This is a genomic window from Devosia sp. 2618, from assembly GCF_040546815.1.
Classification (GTDB): Bacteria; Pseudomonadota; Alphaproteobacteria; order Rhizobiales; family Devosiaceae; genus Devosia.
This window is the reverse complement of record NZ_JBEPOO010000001.1, coordinates 4,045,661-4,063,567: the sequence shown is the minus strand read 5'-3', so window position 1 is coordinate 4,063,567 and position 17,907 is coordinate 4,045,661. Positions and strand designations below refer to the sequence as shown.

The following is a 17,907-nucleotide window of genomic DNA, read 5'->3' as shown; positions in this document are numbered from 1 at the left end:
GTCAGGCGAGTTGGTACTGGGGTGAACTCATGATGAGATGGCCCACGAGCCGAAGCGCGTGCTCCATGTACGTGTCGGCCTCAGCCAGCTGGCTGGTACCCAACTGCTCGTCGAGCGTCGCGATCAGCGCCTCTCGCGCAGGCGGCGAAAGCGGCAGGCGCAACAGCCGCCGTGTCAGCGCATCGACCGCTTCTGTGGTGGTTGTCGCCCCCTCAGCCGTGACGATGTCCGAGAGGCTGAACTGGGCCGCCGCGCGTGGTGTTGGCTTGAGCTTGCGCAGCGCTTCCTGGTAGCCGACAAGGCTGGCATAACGCGTGTTGAACGTCTCCTGGATGCCTGCCGCAGAGCTGAGCGCCGATCCCTCTTCCAGCGTTGCCGCCGTGATTTCCATGCCTGCGATAATGTTGCGATTGACCCGCCGCACTTCGCCACCGGCATCGTGGTTGGGGTCGACGAAATCGAGCATGTTGGGGAACATCACTTCGCGCGCAAAATTGCCGCGCTCGAACAACAGTCCCGGCGTGATCCACGCACGCCCCTGCCCCCAACCGGCGACGGTCGGCGGATAGAGCAGCACCTGGCCCAGCGTCTTGCTGACCATGTAGGGGTCAGGAATACCCGGCAGTTCGGCCAGCCCGAGCTTGCGATAGGTCGAGACCAAAAGCTCGGTCGGCGACTTGATATGCGTGCCCGTCGAGGCTTCGCTGTAGAAATCTTCGGACAGAAAAATTGTGCGCAGGAACGGCGCGATCTCGTAGCGGTTCTGCAGCAGCAGCGCGCCCAGCTGTGATGCGAAACCGGACGAAATCTCTTCGCGTACGAAAAAGCTGTAGAGTTTGCTCGCGATGTAGATCGCCGTCTGCGGCTGGTCGAGAATGATGCGCAGAATGTCTTCGCCGGTGAAATTTCCGGTGCATCCAAGGAAGGTCTTGGTGCCGTCATCATGCTTGTCGGGATCGACGACGAAGGTCAGGTCGTCATTGCCCCACCCGGTAAACGCCCGGGCGGCTTCGCGGATGTCGTCTTCGGTGTAATTGCCCACGCCCATCGTGAACAATTCCATGACCTCGCGGCCGAAATTCTCGTTGGGCGCGCCCTTCACGTTCTGCGCCGCGTCCAGAAAAACCAGCATGGCCGGGTCTTTGGCCACCGCCACCAGCAGCGCTCCAAAATTACCCGTCGCGCCAGCGCGCAGGGTTTCGAGTTGCAGCTTGATCTTGCGATAATCACGCAGCTTTTCTTCGCTGGTGGCAAAGTGACCATGCCAGAACAGCGTCATCTTTTCTTCGAGCGGCCGCGTCGTGCGCACCATCCGGTCGACCCACCAGAAACCGAGGCGTCGAGTTTCGAGCACACTGGCGCGCAGCCAGAAAAAGAATCGATTGGTCACCGGCTGCAGTGGCCGCGCACCGGCAGGCTTGACCTGCACCCCCATAGCTTCGCCAGTGGTTTCGGCAAGCGTGGTCGCCGCCGGACGGCTGACCGGAAAGTCCTTGAGCGTCGGGTCCCAGAAACCCGATTCCTCAAACGCTGCGAGATGGCTGTTGTCGATCTCGGCGTAATCGACCAGTGACGCTACAGCTTCTTCCGGCGTCAGCGCGGCAAGGCGCTCGATCTCTTTGGGGGTGCCACCAAAGCCAGCACGCTCCAGCAGATGTGCCGCCCGATCATAAGTCCAGTCAGCGCGCTGTAGCGGCGACAAGAATTCAGCGCGTAGTCCGTCCATGCAAAACCATACCTTATGGCCCCGATCCCCCGCGGAGCCTTGTATGGAAATGCTAGGGTAGCGGTCGCCACAAAGCCAGTTGCCGCGACGACCTAAGCACCTATCACTGCTATAGGAAATTCCTATCGGACTGGAGTTTCGCCCGCGTCGGCCTTGGGAAACGCCCCTGCCAATTCTTCGAGTTCGGCTCCATCACGGACCATGTCATGGATGCGCGACCACAGATGGTCCCGCATCGCGGCAAAGGCCGGCAGCGTCCGCGGATCGTTCTGCCAACGCGGCTCTGGCAGGTCGACATCGACGATTTCATCGACCCGGCCGGGGCGCGGACGCAGCAGCACGATGCGCTGCGACAGCATGATGGCCTCGTCGATATCGTGCGTCACAAAAACGATCGCCATGCGCCGGCTCGACCACATTTGCAGCAATTCCCGCCGCAGCACTTCGCGGGTCATGGCATCGAGCGCCGCAAAGGGTTCGTCCATCAGCAAGACCTTAGGCTCCACCGCCAAAGCCCGCGCCAGCCCGACGCGCTGCTGCATGCCGCCCGACAATTCATGCGGAAAAGCCTCGGCAAAATCGCGCAAGCCGACGGCCCCGAGCAGCGACATCGAGCGCTTGCTCTGCTCCTTGCGATCAAGCCCGCGCAGCGACAGCGCAAACTCGATATTGCCCGTCACCGTAAGCCAGGGCAGCAGCCGCGCCGACTGGAAAACCATCGCCAGATCGGGCCCCGGCTGCGGCGTCGCGCCCATCACGCGCACCGTGCCGTCATCGGTCGGGATCAACCCGTTGATCAGCCGCAGCAACGTGGTCTTGCCACAACCGCTGGGGCCCACAAGGCTGATGAATTCGCCGGGACGCACGTCAAACGAGATGTCTTCGAGCGCGCGGACCTTGCCGTCCTTGAACGACTTGCCGACATGGCGCAGCGAGATCAGGGGTTCAGATGTCGTGTCCATAATCAGCGTCCATCCGCCAGTGACAGGCGCCAGCGGCCGATACGGCGTTCGGCAAGGCGCAGCAGCGCGGTGATGATTGTGCCCAGCGCCATCAGCACGATGACGACAGCGAAATAACGGTCCATTTGGAAGCGATTGCCGGCCGCGATCAGCAGGCCGCCAAGGCCGGATTGCGCCATGGTCAACTCGGCGATGACGGTGCCGACGGTGCTGATGGCCGCGCCGATGCGCAGCCCGCTCAGGATCGACGGCAGCGCGTCAGGCACCATGACCTTCCAGAACAGCGTCGCCCGATTGGCGCCAAAAGCCCGGGCCATTTCGACCAGATCCTTGTTGGCATTGGAAATGCCGGCAGCCGTGTTGATCAGGATCGGGAACAGCGCCGCATTCCACACCACGACGACCTTTGCCTCGGTGTAGAGCCCGAACCAGACAATGATCAGCGGAATGAAAGCCGCGCCCGGTGTCGAGTTCATCGCATTGACGAACGGGTCCATCACCCGACCCATAAACCGAAAGCCACCGAGCAAAATGCCCACCGCAATGCCAGTCGTTGCCGACAGCAGGAAGCCAAGGCCGAGCACCGTCAGCGACTCACCCAGCGCCTTGATCATGGTCCCGTCCGACCACATTTTGACGCTCTGGTCGAACACCGCCAAAGGGCTCGGCATGGTCAGGTTGCCCGCCGTGGCGTTGAGGGCATACATCCCCACCAGCAGCAAAAGCGCGATGCAGAACTGGGTGCCCAGCACGGCGCCACGCTCGCGGCGACGGCGATTCTTGGCGCGGGCGGCAAGCGTTGCAACCGACGAAATGGTTGAGCCCGGAGGCGCCGCAACAGGCGGTTCTGCGCGACTTGGCGGCGGCGCCAGCTCGGTCATGAGCGGTGTCCTTTGGAACGTCGTTTAGCGGGCGAACTGAGCGTTTCGTCGTCCGGACTGCCCTCCCTGTCCGACCGCGACTCGCCTAATGGGTAGCGGCCAAACCGTGAATGGCAAACAAATATTTTCTCCCAAGGCGAGCAGCTTGAAGTAGACTTTGGCCGTCGACAGCGACACAGACGCGCTGCGAACAGGGAGGATGATACACCAATGGACGACGACCGTTCCGGCGCAGCCGATGGGCCTCCGCCCCGCCCGAAAACCGCGCCGCGCAGCCGTGCCCGCCAGCAAAAAGTCGCCGATCTGACCCTGCATCAGCTGCGAGTTTTCTGGGCCGTGGCGCGCTCGGAAACCCTGACTAAAGCCGCCAAGCAATTGGGTCTGGCGCAGCCCTCTTTGTCCCAGCAATTGAGCAAGCTTGAGGTCAATGTCGGCACGCTATTGTTTCACCGTCGCTCCAACGAAATGGAGCTGACCGAGGCCGGTAACTACCTGTTGCCAAAGGTGGAACAGGTGCTGCGCACCATCAACGAGCTCGAAGACGGGCTGGCTCAATTCAGCGGCGGGCAACGTCTGACGCTGCGCCTCGCCGGCATCAATTCTGCCATCCGCGGCCTTTTGCCGACGGCCATTGGCATCATGCAAAAGCGCTTCCCAGAACTTGATTTCGACATCCAGGAAAGCGCGCCCAACGAGATCCTCGACCTGCTCTATGGCCGCCGCATCAATGTCGGTCTGCTGGCCGCCAATTCGGTCGCCCAGGCGGGCGTCGGCTTCATGCAGGTGCCACTGCTCGATGACCCCTATGTGCTGGTCGTGCCCGAGCAGCTGGAACTGGAAGGGTTGACCGATCCGCAGAGCCAACTGGCTCCCGAGCACTGGACGATCCTCAACCAATCCATCCAGTTCATCTTCGGCAGCCAGCACGCCAATCGCGTCGCCGATTGGTACGACCGCATGCTGCCGCAGCACCGCATCGTCGCCCAATGCCGCAGCTTTGAAACCGCCATCGGTCTGGTCCGCGCCGGCTCCGGCATTTGCATGGCACCAGCCCTTGCAACCTTGGGCACCAATGGGGCCGCAACCGGCGTGCGGCTCTACCGGGTTCAGGCCCCGCCCCGCCGCATCGTCGCTCTCATCCCATCGCAATATCGTCGGGTCGAACCCTATTCCACCCTGCTCACCCTGTTGCAGGAAGCCGCTTCGAACTACGCCGTCCCCGGCATGCTCGAAACGCCCCCCTTTCTGGCCTTCGACTCCCAGGGAGAATTCTAGAGCCCGTCCGGCCCGGCCCCACAGACCAGCGCGCCAACCACCGTCTCCGCCGAAAACTTGACGGTCTTGGTGCGCAGGGCAGCGACAGCCGCCGCTCCGCTCAGATCGGCCGCAATGCCCATCTCGAACCACAGCCAGCGCGCTGCATCCAGCATGGCATCATCGGGCACCAGCACGATGTCGTCGACATTGTCGCGAACCGTCTCGAACACGCGCTGGTCCGTCTCGGCGCAGCTCATGGTCGCGACGCGGCTGGTCACCTTGTCGAGATGCACGAGACGTCCCGCATCGAGACACGCCTTGAGCGTTGGCGAGCCTTCCGGCTCGATACCGATAATGCGGATCGAGGGCTTCATTGCCTTGAGCGCGACGGCCATCCCCGACACCAAGCCGCCACCGCCGATGGCAACCAGAACGACATCGATGTCAGGCATCGCCTCAAGCAGTTCCAAGCCCGCCGTGCCTTGTCCTGCGACAACGGCGGGGTCGGCAAACGGGTGAAAATAGGCGGCACCGGTTTGATCCGCGAAGGCCAAAGCGGCCTTGTTGGTCTCGTTCCAGATCGCGCCCAACACCTCAACCGTCGCGCCCCAGCGCTTAAGCTTCTCACGCTTTTCGGCCGTGGCGCTTTCGGTAACATAGACCGTCGCTGGCACCCCGGCGAGACGCGCGGCGCGCGCCACCGCCAGCCCGTGATTACCGCCCGAAGCGGTCACGATGCCCTTGGCCAAAGCCTCCTTGGGCAGCGACAACAGCTTGTTGGTCGCACCGCGCGCCTTGAACGAGCCGGTGGCCTGCAGGCATTCCAGCTTGAGCGACAACCTGGCGTCGGTCACCGGTTCGGAGACGGCGTTTACCGCGATGGTCGGGGTGTGCCGCACATAGGGCGCGATGCGGGGTGCCGCCGCCTGAACGTCGCTCAGCGTGATCATGCGTCAGGCCTCCCATATGGCGTTGCGACCACCAGGCAGCAGTTGCCGGGGCGAACCCGACCGGGCTGACGCCGTCCATAAACCAAACCGCTGGTGCGATAGTGGAGGTCAACCGGCGTCCGGCCCGGCTGGGTCAGAAAATGGATGCGCCCGGCCAGCTCGCCTGCCACCACATCGGTGCCCAGACGATGCATCGGCTCGAACACGCCGTCATCTTCGGAAATAACATGCGCTAGCGAGGTCAGCTCATAGAGCTTGGATGCGGTTTCGATGGGCGAGGCCTCGCTTTGTGGCAGTACGCCAACATGCGCCAGCACATTGCGAATGCCGCGACGGCACAAAGCCAGCGCGTCAATCGACACCGTCCCGCCACCCGCCATTTCGGTGCCGATCACCGTCATGCCGGCCAAGGCGGCCGACGCCGTCGCCGTGCGCGGATCGCCGCGATTGTCGATCACCACCGCAATCGGCGCGCCGAATGCCTGGGCTGCCGCGACATTGGCCGCGTGCTGCTCGGGCGTTGTGCCGGGCTCGATCACCGCGCTTGGGATGATATCGAGCGACGAGCCGCCCGAATGGAGATCGATGAAAACATCGCCCATCGGGAACAGTACATCGTTCACATAGGCCGCGATCTGCCGGGTCGTGGTGCCCATCGGGTCGCCCGGAAAAGTGCGATTCATGTTGATGCCGTCAATCGGCGACGTACGCCGCGCCGAGACAACGGCAGGCTGGTTGATGGCGGGAATAAAGATCAGCCGACCCTGCACGGTCGCGGGATCGAGATCGCGGATCATCTCGCCAAGCGCAATCGGGCCCTCATATTCGTCGCCGTGATTGCCGCCTTCAAGGATCACTGTCGGGCCCTTGCCATTGCCGATCACTGCAACGGGAACCGGAACGACACCCCAGGCGTCATCATGGACAGACAGGGGCACATGGAACACGCCGATCTGCTTGCCGGGCTTGTCGAAGTCGACAGTGGCAGGGGTCAATTGTTTAGCTATATTGCGATCCATTTACTGCTCTTGGTATTGGAGTGCAGGGAGTCTTTGGAAAGACGCGTCAAAGCTGGCGGCACGCAATGACGTGACGTCGCAGTTGATTTTATATATGATAATTCATTCTCTCTTGTGATATTGACGCTCCCGACTCGAACGAGCAGGACAGCATGCCAAAGACACCCAAAGCCGCCGCCGAGACCCCGCCAACGCGCGCCCGCAAAGCGGCCGCCAAGCCATCTGCGCCCAGCGAAGCCAAGCAGGCTTATGGCGCTCCGGCGCTGGAAAAAGGCATTGATGTGCTTGAGCTTTTGGCCGGCATGTCGCGCGGCGTCAGCCAGAGCGAAATTGCCCAACTGCTCGGCCGCTCGCTGCAGGAAGTCTACCGCGTCGTGATGGTGCTGGAACGTCGCGGCTATATCCAGCGACGACCTGGCGATGACGGATTCTTTTTGTCCAACCGCCTGCATGACCTGTCCAACCGCTATCCGCCGATGCGGCGCCTGCTCGACATTGCCGTTCCGATCATGAATTCGGCCTCGGTCACCGCCTACCAGGCGCTGCACATTGCCATTCTCGACCATCTCGAAATTCGCGTTATCGCCCAGGTCGATAGCCCCGCGCCGCTGGGTTTCCGACTGCGCGTCGGAACACAAAACCCGGCCGCCGCAACCGCCTCGGGCCGCGTGCTGATTGCCTTCCAGCGCCCGGTCATCAAGGACTGGGCCTTCAAGGAAATCGAGCGCAACTCGTCGGCCGAAGAGGCCAAAGCGCTCGAGCAGCGCATCGACGCTATCCGTCGCCGTGGCTATGAAATGATCGCCGGCGAAGGCCTGCAGGGCATTACCGATGTGAGCTTTCCGATCCTTGACGCGGAAGGCAGTGCGCTGGCCGTACTGACCATGCCATATCTGCCCTCGGCCAAGGAACGCGTGACGTTCGAGGCCGCGTGCCGCACCCAGTTCGAGGCGGCGAGCACGATTACCGCTGCGTTCGGCGGCACATTGCCAACGCCGAGTTTCCCCTTGGCGCCGATCCGTGAAAAGCGTCCCCCGGCCCGCCCAACCTGATTGAGGCTGCATCACCGCACCTGCTCGGCGGGTCGATGGCTGAACACTTCGGTGAGCCAAAGCGGCTCGCCGTTTTTGTCGGCAATCTCGGCAAACACATGCCGGAGCGCCGCCGTCCAGCGCGCCTGAACAGCGCTAGCACCTGTTACTGCCTGCGCATGATCGAACCCATCACGTGTTCGCATTCGTGCGACCACAATCTCGGCGTGTCGCCAGATCTGGTAATCGTAAATCCCCGCCTCATCGAGCAGCGCGAGCAGGTCCGGCCAGACCGCCTGATGCAGCCGATCATACTCCGCACCCATGCCCGGCTTCAGGCGATAGATGTAAAGGATCGGCGCGGCTGGCCCCGTGTCGCTCATCGCACGGCCCCAGCAATTGCGCCGTTCAGGATCTGCCGCTGGAACAGGAAATAGACCAGCATTACCGGCAACAGCGCGATGATCAAACCGGCGCTGATCAACGGGATCGACACATCATACTGACCCGATAGCAAAGCCACACCCACCATCAGCGTGGTCTTGTCTGACCCGCCCATGATGACCAGCGGCAGCAGCAGATCGTTCCACATCCAGACGAAGTTGAGGATCGACAGCGCCGCAATGGCCGGGGTCGAAATCGGCAGCAAAACCTGAAACAGGATGCGCATGTCGCCCGCACCATCGAGTCGCGCGGCTTCGATCAACTCGTCAGGGATAGCCCGGAAATAGGCCACCAGCAGATAGGTGCTCATCGGTAGACCGAAGGCTGCATAGGCGAGGATCAGACCCTGATAGGTGCCACCAAACCCAAGGCCCAGAATGGTCTCGTAGAGCGGATAGATGACCACCTGGCTCGGAATGACCAGCATCGAAATGATGAACAGGAACAAGAGATTGCCACCGCGCATCCGCAGTTTGGTCACCGCATAGGCAATGAACAGAGCAGCCACCGTCGACAGCAGCAGACCACCGGTTGTGGTGATGATGCTGTTGAACAGCAGACGTGGCACATTCATCCGGTTGAAGGTGTCGAAATAGTTCTCGAACGTGATGTCGAGCGGCAGGCCCAGCGGGTTCTGCGCATAGCCGACACGCGACTTCATCGAGTTGATGATGGTGAACAGCAGTGGATAAAGCGCGGCAACGGCAACGACCACCAGCGCGAAGGTCACTAGCCATTTGGCCAGTCCGCGCTTGACGATGCTGCGCGCCCTTGAGCGACTGGTGTGATCGATCATTTGTGCGGTCACGCTCATGATGATCGCCCCTTGCCTTCGAGATACATGCGGCGGACCACGAAGGCCGACACCAGAGCGGCGAAGACGAACAGCGCCATGCCGATGGCCGCACCCTTGCCGCGATTGAGGAATTCGAACGTGGTGATGAACACCAGATATTCGGGCAGCATGGTCGCGCTGCCTGGCCCGCCACGCGTCAATGCGTAGATCAGCGGGAACATCCAGATCAGCATGCTCGACATGCACAGCACCGTCCAATAGCCGATCACCGGCTTGATCAGCGGCATGGCAATGCTCACCAGCAGGCGCCAGAACCCGGCGCCATCAAGCCGCGCCGCCTCGACAACATCCTGTGGTACCGTAGCGAGACCGGAGAGATAGGTCAGCACGCCCAGACCAAAGAAGGCCCAGAGCGCCACAGCCGTCAGCGAAAACAGCGCGCTGGTCGGCCCGTTGAGCCATTCGATGGCGAGCGGGCCCAAACCAATGCCGATCAGGAACGCGTTGAGCGGACCTTCGGGCGACAGAATCTGACGGAACATGATGCCGACCACGACAGGCGCGATCATGTAGGGCAGGAAATAAACGGCGCGGAACAGCTTCCAGCCCGGCGTGCGCTGAAACAGCAGCAGCGCAATCACCAGCGGCAGGAAAATCCATACCGGCAGCGTGACGAACACCATCGCGGCGTTCTTGAATGACTGAGCGAACACAGGGTCGCGCAGCATGGATTGGTAGTTGGCGAACCACGCAAATGTCGGCTCTTCAAAGCCGCGCGTTTGCAACAGGCTTAGCCAGAAGGCGCGGATCAGCGGCACCAGCTTGAACAGCACAGCCAGCAACAGGCCGGGCAGGACCAAGGCAATGATCAGCAGCGTATTGGGCCGCAACAGGCCGCGACGCTTCTTGGGCGCGATAGACGCGGCCCGGGGTGTGACGATGTCCGGAGAACTCATGATCCTGCCTTGCAGATGATTGGTGCGGGGTGACCAAAGCCACCCCGCGATTGGGCAATCAGTTCTTGCCGGGGCTTTCTTCGAGCGCGATCTGGAGGCGCGCGGCCCAGTCAGCAACGCTCAGGCGACCGAGGGTCACCTCCTGCCAGCCGCGACCAAGCGCATCGGCTTCCTGACCGCTCAGCAACACGCCCACATGCAGGGTTGGCGTCTTGATGATTTCGCGGATCTGAGCCAGCGCCTGCGACTTGGGGATCAGGTTGGGATCGACATTCTTGTTGAGCGCAATGCCGCCACCCAGCGAAGTCAGCAGATTGCCGTTTTCAACGCCGGCAATGAACTTGACGAACTTAAGCGATGCTTCCTGCTTGTCGGTCCACGAGCTGACGCCGAACACCGAGCTTTCGACACCCGAGAAGCTCTTGGCGAGCGGCGCGTCGGGAACCAGCATTGGCCAGCGCATGGCGCCAACATTTTCGTCGCCCAGAGCAGTGCCAAAAGCCTGCCAGTTGACCGCGTCTGCAATGATGGTGCTGGCGAACGCTGCATTGCCGCTCGAGAAGATATCGGCGCCATCGGGCAGCATGCTGATCGAGGGCGAGTTGGAGTTGATCCAGCCGCGCTCACCGATCGATGCCATGGCTTCCAGAATGCTGATCATCTTTGGATCAGTCCACGGCATGTCGCCGGCCAGAATGGCGCGCATATCGTCTTCGGTCAGGTAGTTGCGCGCGATCTCGGGGAAGTTCCAATAGGCCGGGAACACGCCCGTCATGCCATGCGCGAGGCAGGTCTTGCCGATGGCTTGGACTGCCTTGCAGGCGGCATCCATTTCGTCCCACGTCGTGGGTGGATTTGCAGCATCGAGGCCAGCCTCGGTCAGCACGGCCTTGTTGTAATACATGACGTTGCCCTGATAGCCGAAGGGCAGTCCGTAGCAGGCCTGGGTCGGATCGAAATTGAGGCAACCGCCGCTATGCGTGATGAGATCATCACCTGCAGCCATTACCTCTGGTGGTAGCGCCAGATAGGCGGAGCGGCGGTCGAACAATTCGAGCCCGCCATTGTTCTCCATCACATCCGGGCCACTCTTGGTGGTGATGTAAGGCCCCTGCACTTCAGGGTAGCGATCGAAGGGCACTGTCTCGAGCGCGACCTTGATATCGGGGTTCTCAGCCTCGAAGGCTGCCACCAGCGCTGCCCAATATTCGGGACCGCCCGGCTGCCAGTTCAAGACCTTGATCGTCGTCACGTCCTGCGCAAAAACCGGCGCGCCGAGCGCCGCGACACCAAGCACGACCGCCGCGCAGCCAGCTTGCAGCTGCCGACGCATCGTCGCGAAATTCAAAACTGTCGTCATGTCCGCTTCCCTTCCTTTGCAGTCGGCCCCTGCCCCTCGGCTACGGCGGCGCGACTTCCCTCGTCATCGAGCAAGGCCAATCCCACTCCGGCCCAACTCCACCTCAAAACGCTAGCACGAGAACTTTGACTTATGAAAGTGTAATTTCTTATACGAAATCAGAATCGCGATTATTCCGGCACCACGCCGCCCAGCCTGCTGGACTTGAGCGCAGCATCGACCAGCGCCATCGTCCGCACCGAGTCGTGCACATCGGTATCGAGCACCGTGTCCTCGCCCGCCGCGTAACGCTGTAGATTTGCCATGACGAATCCGAACGCGTCTGGCACGCGCTCGCCCTGCAGCGGCAGCTCAGTCCAGGTGCCGCCTTCGGTGATGAATTCGAGCTTTTCGGGAACGGGTTTGATGTAGTCGATCAGATAGCCGACGGTCAGATGCGCCGCGCCCTTGCTGCCCTCGACCCGGATCGTCGCTTCGACATGTTCGGGGCCATAATTGTAGGTGTGGTTGAGCGACAGGGCGCAGCGCACCCGGTCGCCATAGTCCAGAATGATGCTGGATCGCGCATCGGCCAAAGTCGGATAGCGCGGATGCTTGACCGCCTTGGCGTAAACGCTTTCCGGCTCACCCAGCAAGGAGCGGATCCAGTCGAGATAGTGGATCGAGTGCAGCGGGATTTCCACCGCATCGAGATGCGGGATGAACGACCACAATTCCCACGGCATATAGACCGCGAGCCGCACCTCGACATCCACCACGTCGCCGAGCAGACCTTTGCGCACAGCGTCGCGAATGGCCAGCATCGACGGGGTAAAGCGCAGCTGGAAATTGGTCGCGGCAGTAACCGAGCGGGCATCGAGCGCCGAGACGATCTTGCGCGCCGTAGCGCCATCCGGACCCAACGGCTTCTGGATCAGCGCCACGCTATTGTGCGGCAATTGTTCGACTGTCGAGAGGATTGCCGCCGGCGGCAGCGCCAGATCAAAAATGCCATCCGTACCGCATGCAGCCAGCGCCTCTTCCAGCGTTGCGTGCACGACTGAAACGCCGAAGTCAGCCGCCAGCTTGCGTGCCGTTTCCGGGTTTACGTCAAAGATGCCCGCGACGGGCAAATTCATTTTGCGATAGGCTGGCAGATGCCCATCCCGAACAATGCCGCCCGCCCCCAATATGGTGATCGGCCGCGGCGCGCTCGGCATCGGCCAGGTCTGCTGCAAACCGGCGAGATTGGGGTGGATTTCCGCTGACATGAACACTCCGAAGGGTGTGCTGGGGACCATCATCAATTATCACCAGCAAAAATTGATGTTGATATTTGATAGTCCTGCTGCTCTACTCTGTCAATCTGAGGAGATGGACCCCGCCCTATGACGATTGATGGCGCAATTGAGCACCCCCATGCGGCCAAACGCCTGCGCGACGCTCTGGCAAACACCCCGCTTGCGACGCGAGCCATAAGCTTGGTGCTGGACGCTTCGCTGGCCGAAGGCGCCCATGTCATCAGCGCCAAGGGCGACGTCATCGAGGTGCGCGGCGGACCGTTTTCGGGTGTGATCTACGGCGTCGAAGAACTCATCGAACGCATTGCCACCGATCATGACCTCTCAGCCCTGTCTAAGGCCCCAATCACTGGCGCGCCCGGCATGGCCTATCGCTCATTTTGGACCTGGGACCACTCCACCAACTGGGAGCTTTCCCAGATCGGCCATCAGGAAATCGGCGTCTTCAATCCCTACCAGAAACCGCCCGGCGGCTTTTTGGCGGACTACGAAAAGCTGGTGGACTTCTGCTCGCGCAATCGCGTCGGGGGCATCATCATCTACGGCTTCCTGCGCAACAGCCATGGCGGCATCGAAGCCGCGCAACAGCTGTGTCGATATGCCAATGAGCGCGGCGTGCGCATCATTCCCGGCATCGCCATTGGCGCCTATGGCGGCGTCTATTGGGAGGGCGATCACCGCTACAACCTCTCGACCTGGCTGAAAGAAAATCCGCAGCACGCCGCCAAGATGACCAAGGATGTCGGCTTCCAGATCGCCGATCTCGCCTTCCGGCTCAACTTCCCCCATTCCGACTACACGATGAGCGCCTGCCCCAGCGCGCCTGAAACCATGGACTGGATGGAAGAAGCCGTCTCATGGCTGGCCGAAACCTTCGAGATCGGTGGCATCAATATCGAAAGCGGCGACTACGGCGTTTGCGACTGCGACCGCTGCCGCGCCCGTCGGGACAATGACGAAGAGGCCGCCCGTCGCGATGACGCACATGGCGATTCCTGGTCCCACACCGACATGGCCATCAATTTCCCCCGGCTCTATGCGGCGGCTAAAGCCAAGCGCCCCGACCTCTGGATCTATTGCGAAATGCAGTGGGACAATCTGCTGGACCCGGTCGCAACTTCGGCCCAGTCCACGCTGCCGCAGGGCGCACTCTATCAGCACACCGCCAATCGCAGCTATTGGAAGCGGCTGCGCAGCGAACTCGACCCCAACTATGTCGCCACGCTGCCGACCCAACCCAACGTCTTGCGTTGCCAATTTGCCAGCCAATGGAATGGCGACAATCGCACCGAGCGCTATGCCTTTAACGGGCGCGACTTCGCCGATATGGCCAGCCGCGGCAAACAGCTGGGCATGCAGGGCCTGACGGTCTGGGGCGAGGCCTCCGACTATAGCGCCACCGTGGAACTGAGCTATCTGGCCTTTGCCCGCTTCACCTGGAACCCGGAACTGCGCTGGGACGATTTCGTCGCAACAGAACTCGCCCCGAGACTGGGCGGCGACCACGCCGCCGACCGTTTCCTTGCCATCGCCGCAGAACTCGACGCGTCCGCCACTTTGCCCGCAGACCGGCTGGCGGCGCTGCAGAACGAAGCCCTGACTGCCGCAACGGCAAGCGCCGACGCCATTGCGCGCCGCTGGCTGACACTGGCCGAGCAGATCGCTCGCCGCGTATATATGGGTCGATGATGAGCACATTGCGCGACAGCGACGGTCTTTATTGCGGACCAATCGTGGACGCCCACCATCATCTCTGGGATCGGGCGCTGGATAGACATCCGTGGCTGCGAGGCCAGCAGGACCCCGTGCTGGCGCGCAGCTGCCTGCCGGACGATTATCTGCGCGATACCAGCGGCTATAATGTCGTTGCCAGCGTGCATATCGAAGCCAATTGGGATGCAACCGATCCGCTCGGGGAAATCGCCTGGCTCGATAGCCTGTCCCGTCCGTCCGGCATTGCCGCGCGCTATGTCGGCTTTGCCGACCTCGCCGATCCCGATGTGGAGCCGTTGCTCGAATCCATGGCCACCCATGGTCGCGTGGCCGGCATTCGCCAGATCATGAGCTGGCATCCGGACCCAGACCGCTCAGCCGTCCTGGACCGGCATCGCATGGCCGATGCCAACTGGCGTCGTGGCATGGCGGCGCTTGGCCGACACGGGCTATCCTTTGATCTGCTCATCTCGCCCTGGCAGGTGCAAGACGCACTCGACCTGCTCGCAGATTTCCCGGACACCGCCTTCGCGCTCAACCATTGCGGTTCCCCGTTTGACCGCACACCAGACGGCATGAGCGACTGGGCCAAGGGGCTGAAGGCTCTGGCCCGCGCGCCAAACCTTGTGCTCAAGATATCGGACCTCGTGGCCTATGATCCGAACTGGACCGAGGCCAGCCTGCGCGATGTGTCCCTGACCTGCCTTGATGCTTTCGGACCGCAAAGATGCATGCTGGCAAGTGACCATCCGGTGGTGACACAGCACGCCAGTTTCGGGCAGACTTACGAGAGCTTTAGACGAACCTTTGCCGACCTGACCGACGATCAATCGCTGGCGCTATTTGCGGGCAATGCCGCTCGCTTCTATGGCATCACCGGCCTTCAACTGGGCGAAAATCCATGATTTCCTACGATCTCAACAACCAGACCGCCATCATCACCGGTGGTGGACAGGGCATTGGCCTGGCCATTGCCGCCCGTCTGGTCGCCTCCGGCGCCCGCGTCAGCCTCTGGGACATTGACGCCAAGGTTCTCGCCGCTGCGAAGGCCAAGCTCGGCGAAGCCGCCTCGGTCGTGGTCGTCGATGTCGCCGATTGCGACGCCGTCGCTGCTGCAGCAGCATCGGTCGCCAAAAGCCATGGTGGCATCGAAATTCTGGTGCACTCGGCTGGTATCGCCGGCAAGAATGCGCCGCTCGACGAATACGATCCTGACGAATGGCGCCGGGTCATCGATATCGACCTCAACGGCACCTTCTACGTCAACCGTGCCGTCGTGCCCTACATGAAGGCCTCCAATTACGGCCGCATCGTCAACATCGCCTCCATCGCCGGCAAGGAGGGCAATCCGAACGCCTCCGCCTATGCCGCAGCCAAAGGCGGCGTCATTGCCATGACCAAGGCGCTGGGCAAGGAACTTGCCAAGCACGACATCGCCGTCAACGCCATCACCCCGGCGACCGCCAAGACCCGCATTCTCGATGAGCTCAAGCCCGAATTCATCGACTACATGCTGAGCCGTATTCCGCGTGGCCGTTTCCTCGAAGTCGACGAAGCCGCCAGCATGGTCGGCTGGTTGGTGAGCCGCGAAAACAGCTTCACGACTGCCTCGGTATTCGACTTGTCCGGCGGCCGCGCCACTTACTAGTTCAGCCTTTGGAGAACGACACGATGGGTGCAGTCACGATCAGCGACGTGCGCAAGGTCTACAACAAGCTCGAGGTGCTCAAGGGCGTGTCGGTCGACATCCGCGACGGCGAGTTCCTGGTGCTGGTCGGACCATCCGGCTGCGGCAAGTCCACCCTGCTGCGCATGATCGCGGGCCTTGAGGAAATCAGCAGCGGCGAGATTTCCATTGCCGGCCAGGTCATCAACGACCTCGCCCCCAAGGACCGCGACATCGCCATGGTGTTCCAGTCCTATGCGCTCTATCCGCATATGACGGTCGAGCAGAACATGACCTTCGCGCTGCGCCTCAAAGGCATGTCGCGCGAAGAACGGCAGGAACGCGTCGCCCGCGCGGCCAATATCCTGGGCCTCACGCCCTATCTCGATCGTCTGCCCAAGGAGCTCTCCGGCGGCCAGCGTCAGCGCGTCGCCATGGGTCGCGCCATCGTGCGCAGTCCCGCCGTGTTCCTGTTTGACGAGCCGCTGTCCAATCTTGATGCCAAGCTGCGCGTGCAGATGCGTAGCGAGATCAAGCAAAACCACGCCCGCCTCAAGACCACGACCGTCTATGTCACCCATGACCAGATCGAAGCCATGACCATGGCCGATCGCATCGTCGTCATGCATGACGGCATCATCGAGCAGATCGGCACCCCGCTCGAACTCTATGACCGCCCGGCAAACCTCTTCGTCGCAGGCTTCATTGGCTCCCCCGCCATGAACCTTTTCACCGGCACGCAGACCGCGGACGGTTTTGTGGCCGCCGATGGCACCGTATTCCCGCTCGGATCGCACCAGACGACAACCGCCCCGCGCGACGTCATGCTCGGTATTCGCCCCGAACATTTTGCCATTTCAGACGCTGGCGTTCCTGCCGAAATCCTCACCGTCGAACCGACCGGCGCCGAAACGCAGATCGTGACGCGGCTCGCCGGAAACGAAGTGATGATCGCCCTGCGCGAGCGGGTTACCGCTGGACCCGGCGACAAACTTCTTCTTGCACCGATTGCCGGAACCACGCATCTGTTCGACGCGGCAACTGGCCTGCGCATTGACTAAAAGGATTACGCCATGACCATCACACGCATCGAACCCGGCAAGCGCTTTGCCGCTGCAGTCTCGCACAACAACACGCTCTACATTGCGGGCCAGACAGCCGATACGGCGAAGGGCACGATTGAAGTCCAGACCCAGGAAGTTCTGGCCAAGATCGACGACCTGCTGGCCAAGGGCGGCTCCAGCCGCGCCAAGCTGCTGTCGATCAATATCTATCTGGCCCACATCACCGACTTCGAGGCGATGAACAAGGTCTATGACGATTGGCTCGATACGGCCAACATGCCGATCCGCGCCACCGTTGAAGCCCGTCTGGCCGTGCCAGACCTGCGCGTCGAAATGACCGCCATCGCCGCTCTCGACTGAACCCAGATCGGCGTCGCCAGCTAAGCGACGTCGCCTTCAGACCCGTCCTCGCCCGGCATCGGCAGATGCTGGGCGGTGGCAATGATGGAATCGAGAAACCCGGGAAAGCGCTGATCGAGATCGGCGCGCCGGATGGTCACGAGGCGCTTGGTGCCCTCGGGCCGCACATGCACCACACCCGCTTCGCGCAGCTTTGACAGATGATAGCTGAGCGCGGTCTTGGAACAGATCTCACCAAACTGGCCGCATGCCATGGCCAATTCACCATTGCGCGCCAGACGGCCGATAATGGCCAGCCGTGTTTCATCGCCCAGCGCGGTCAGCACGTTGGCGAAGGCAATTTGCTCGGTTTCAGGTTGTGGCAGATAGGTCATGCCCCAATGTAGCGCAGCTCTGCGCCCGCTTCAATGTTCAACACTCTTTGAACTTCTGTTGACATTGC

Annotated in this window: 18 protein-coding genes; 7 read left to right on the top strand and 11 right to left on the bottom strand. The window is 61.8% G+C overall.

Annotation, left to right across the window (positions count from 1 at the left end):
- Window position 1: 1 nt before the first annotated feature.
- The 3 genes from ABIE28_RS20105 to ABIE28_RS20095 form a co-directional block, all read right to left on the bottom strand.
- A complete protein-coding gene (locus tag ABIE28_RS20105; RefSeq protein WP_354066084.1) occupies window positions 2-1,726 on the bottom strand; it encodes a DUF1800 domain-containing protein in 1,725 nt (574 codons plus the stop codon).
- A gap of 122 nt (window positions 1,727-1,848) precedes the next feature.
- Window positions 1,849-2,688 (bottom strand): ABC transporter ATP-binding protein, encoded by an 840-nt coding sequence (locus ABIE28_RS20100; RefSeq protein WP_354066082.1) that lies wholly within the window; start codon window positions 2,686-2,688, stop codon window positions 1,849-1,851.
- 2 nt (window positions 2,689-2,690) lie between these two features.
- Window positions 2,691-3,569: an ABC transporter permease gene (locus tag ABIE28_RS20095; protein WP_354066080.1), complete on the bottom strand. Its 879-nt coding sequence runs from the start codon at window positions 3,567-3,569 to the stop codon at window positions 2,691-2,693.
- 210 nt (window positions 3,570-3,779) lie between these two features.
- On the opposite strand from ABIE28_RS20095, the gene ABIE28_RS20090 reads away from it, so the two are divergent.
- Complete coding sequence (locus ABIE28_RS20090; protein WP_354066078.1) at window positions 3,780-4,844, top strand: LysR family transcriptional regulator; 1,065 nt, start codon at window positions 3,780-3,782, stop codon at window positions 4,842-4,844.
- On the opposite strand, the gene ABIE28_RS20085 is transcribed toward ABIE28_RS20090, so the two are convergent.
- Window positions 4,841-5,776: a threonine ammonia-lyase gene (locus tag ABIE28_RS20085; protein ID WP_354066076.1), complete on the bottom strand. Its 936-nt coding sequence runs from the start codon at window positions 5,774-5,776 to the stop codon at window positions 4,841-4,843. The two genes, ABIE28_RS20090 and ABIE28_RS20085, sit on opposite strands and share 4 nt — an antisense overlap.
- The gene (locus ABIE28_RS20080) at window positions 5,773-6,795 is read right to left on the bottom strand and encodes a succinylglutamate desuccinylase/aspartoacylase family protein (RefSeq protein WP_354066074.1); all 1,023 of its coding nucleotides are present in this window, start codon (window positions 6,793-6,795) and stop codon (window positions 5,773-5,775) included. Before ABIE28_RS20080 ends, ABIE28_RS20085 begins: the two co-directional genes overlap by 4 nt.
- A 152-nt stretch (window positions 6,796-6,947) precedes the next feature.
- On the opposite strand from ABIE28_RS20080, the gene ABIE28_RS20075 reads away from it, so the two are divergent.
- Entirely contained in the window at window positions 6,948-7,847 is a 900-nt protein-coding gene (locus tag ABIE28_RS20075; RefSeq protein ID WP_354066072.1) for an IclR family transcriptional regulator, read from the top strand.
- An 11-nt stretch (window positions 7,848-7,858) separates the two neighbouring features.
- Here the strand turns inward: ABIE28_RS20075 and ABIE28_RS20070 are convergent, their stop codons facing one another.
- The 5 genes from ABIE28_RS20070 to ABIE28_RS20050 all read right to left on the bottom strand — a co-directional run bounded on the left by ABIE28_RS20070 (window position 7,859) and on the right by ABIE28_RS20050 (window position 12,632).
- Window positions 7,859-8,209 (bottom strand): L-rhamnose mutarotase, encoded by a 351-nt coding sequence (locus ABIE28_RS20070; protein ID WP_354066070.1) that lies wholly within the window; start codon window positions 8,207-8,209, stop codon window positions 7,859-7,861.
- A complete protein-coding gene (locus ABIE28_RS20065) occupies window positions 8,206-9,084 on the bottom strand; it encodes a carbohydrate ABC transporter permease (protein ID WP_354066068.1) in 879 nt (292 codons plus the stop codon). The genes ABIE28_RS20070 and ABIE28_RS20065 overlap by 4 nt, the downstream gene beginning before the upstream one ends.
- Window positions 9,081-10,022: a carbohydrate ABC transporter permease gene (locus ABIE28_RS20060; protein WP_354066066.1), complete on the bottom strand. Its 942-nt coding sequence runs from the start codon at window positions 10,020-10,022 to the stop codon at window positions 9,081-9,083. Before ABIE28_RS20060 ends, ABIE28_RS20065 begins: the two co-directional genes overlap by 4 nt.
- Before the next feature lie 58 nt (window positions 10,023-10,080).
- Window positions 10,081-11,382: an ABC transporter substrate-binding protein gene (locus ABIE28_RS20055; protein WP_354066064.1), complete on the bottom strand. Its 1,302-nt coding sequence runs from the start codon at window positions 11,380-11,382 to the stop codon at window positions 10,081-10,083.
- A 170-nt stretch (window positions 11,383-11,552) separates the two neighbouring features.
- Window positions 11,553-12,632: a Gfo/Idh/MocA family protein gene (locus tag ABIE28_RS20050; protein WP_354066062.1), complete on the bottom strand. Its 1,080-nt coding sequence runs from the start codon at window positions 12,630-12,632 to the stop codon at window positions 11,553-11,555.
- Window positions 12,633-12,749: 117 nt separating this feature from the next.
- Here ABIE28_RS20050 and ABIE28_RS20045 point away from each other — a divergent pair, with 117 nt between their 5' ends.
- Genes ABIE28_RS20045 through ABIE28_RS20025 form a run of 5 tightly spaced genes read left to right on the top strand, consistent with a single transcriptional unit; the run spans window position 12,750 to window position 17,465 of the window.
- The gene (locus ABIE28_RS20045; protein ID WP_354066060.1) at window positions 12,750-14,351 is read left to right on the top strand and encodes a hypothetical protein; all 1,602 of its coding nucleotides are present in this window, start codon (window positions 12,750-12,752) and stop codon (window positions 14,349-14,351) included.
- Window positions 14,351-15,280 (top strand): amidohydrolase family protein, encoded by a 930-nt coding sequence (locus ABIE28_RS20040; protein ID WP_354066058.1) that lies wholly within the window; start codon window positions 14,351-14,353, stop codon window positions 15,278-15,280. The genes ABIE28_RS20045 and ABIE28_RS20040 overlap by 1 nt, the downstream gene beginning before the upstream one ends.
- Window positions 15,277-16,023 carry an SDR family NAD(P)-dependent oxidoreductase gene (locus ABIE28_RS20035; protein WP_354066056.1) on the top strand — a complete coding sequence of 249 codons (747 nt, stop codon included), beginning with the start codon at window positions 15,277-15,279 and terminating at the stop codon, window positions 16,021-16,023. Before ABIE28_RS20040 ends, ABIE28_RS20035 begins: the two co-directional genes overlap by 4 nt.
- 23 nt (window positions 16,024-16,046) lie before the next feature.
- Complete coding sequence (locus tag ABIE28_RS20030; RefSeq protein ID WP_354066055.1) at window positions 16,047-17,102, top strand: ABC transporter ATP-binding protein; 1,056 nt, start codon at window positions 16,047-16,049, stop codon at window positions 17,100-17,102.
- 12 nt (window positions 17,103-17,114) lie between these two features.
- On the top strand, window positions 17,115-17,465 hold the full coding sequence (locus ABIE28_RS20025) for a RidA family protein (protein ID WP_354066053.1): 351 nt from the start codon (window positions 17,115-17,117) through the stop codon (window positions 17,463-17,465).
- A gap of 20 nt (window positions 17,466-17,485) precedes the next feature.
- Here ABIE28_RS20025 and ABIE28_RS20020 read toward each other — a convergent pair whose 3' ends face one another.
- A complete protein-coding gene (locus ABIE28_RS20020) occupies window positions 17,486-17,839 on the bottom strand; it encodes an ArsR/SmtB family transcription factor (RefSeq protein WP_354066051.1) in 354 nt (117 codons plus the stop codon).
- Between the last annotated feature and the right edge of the window lie 68 nt (window positions 17,840-17,907).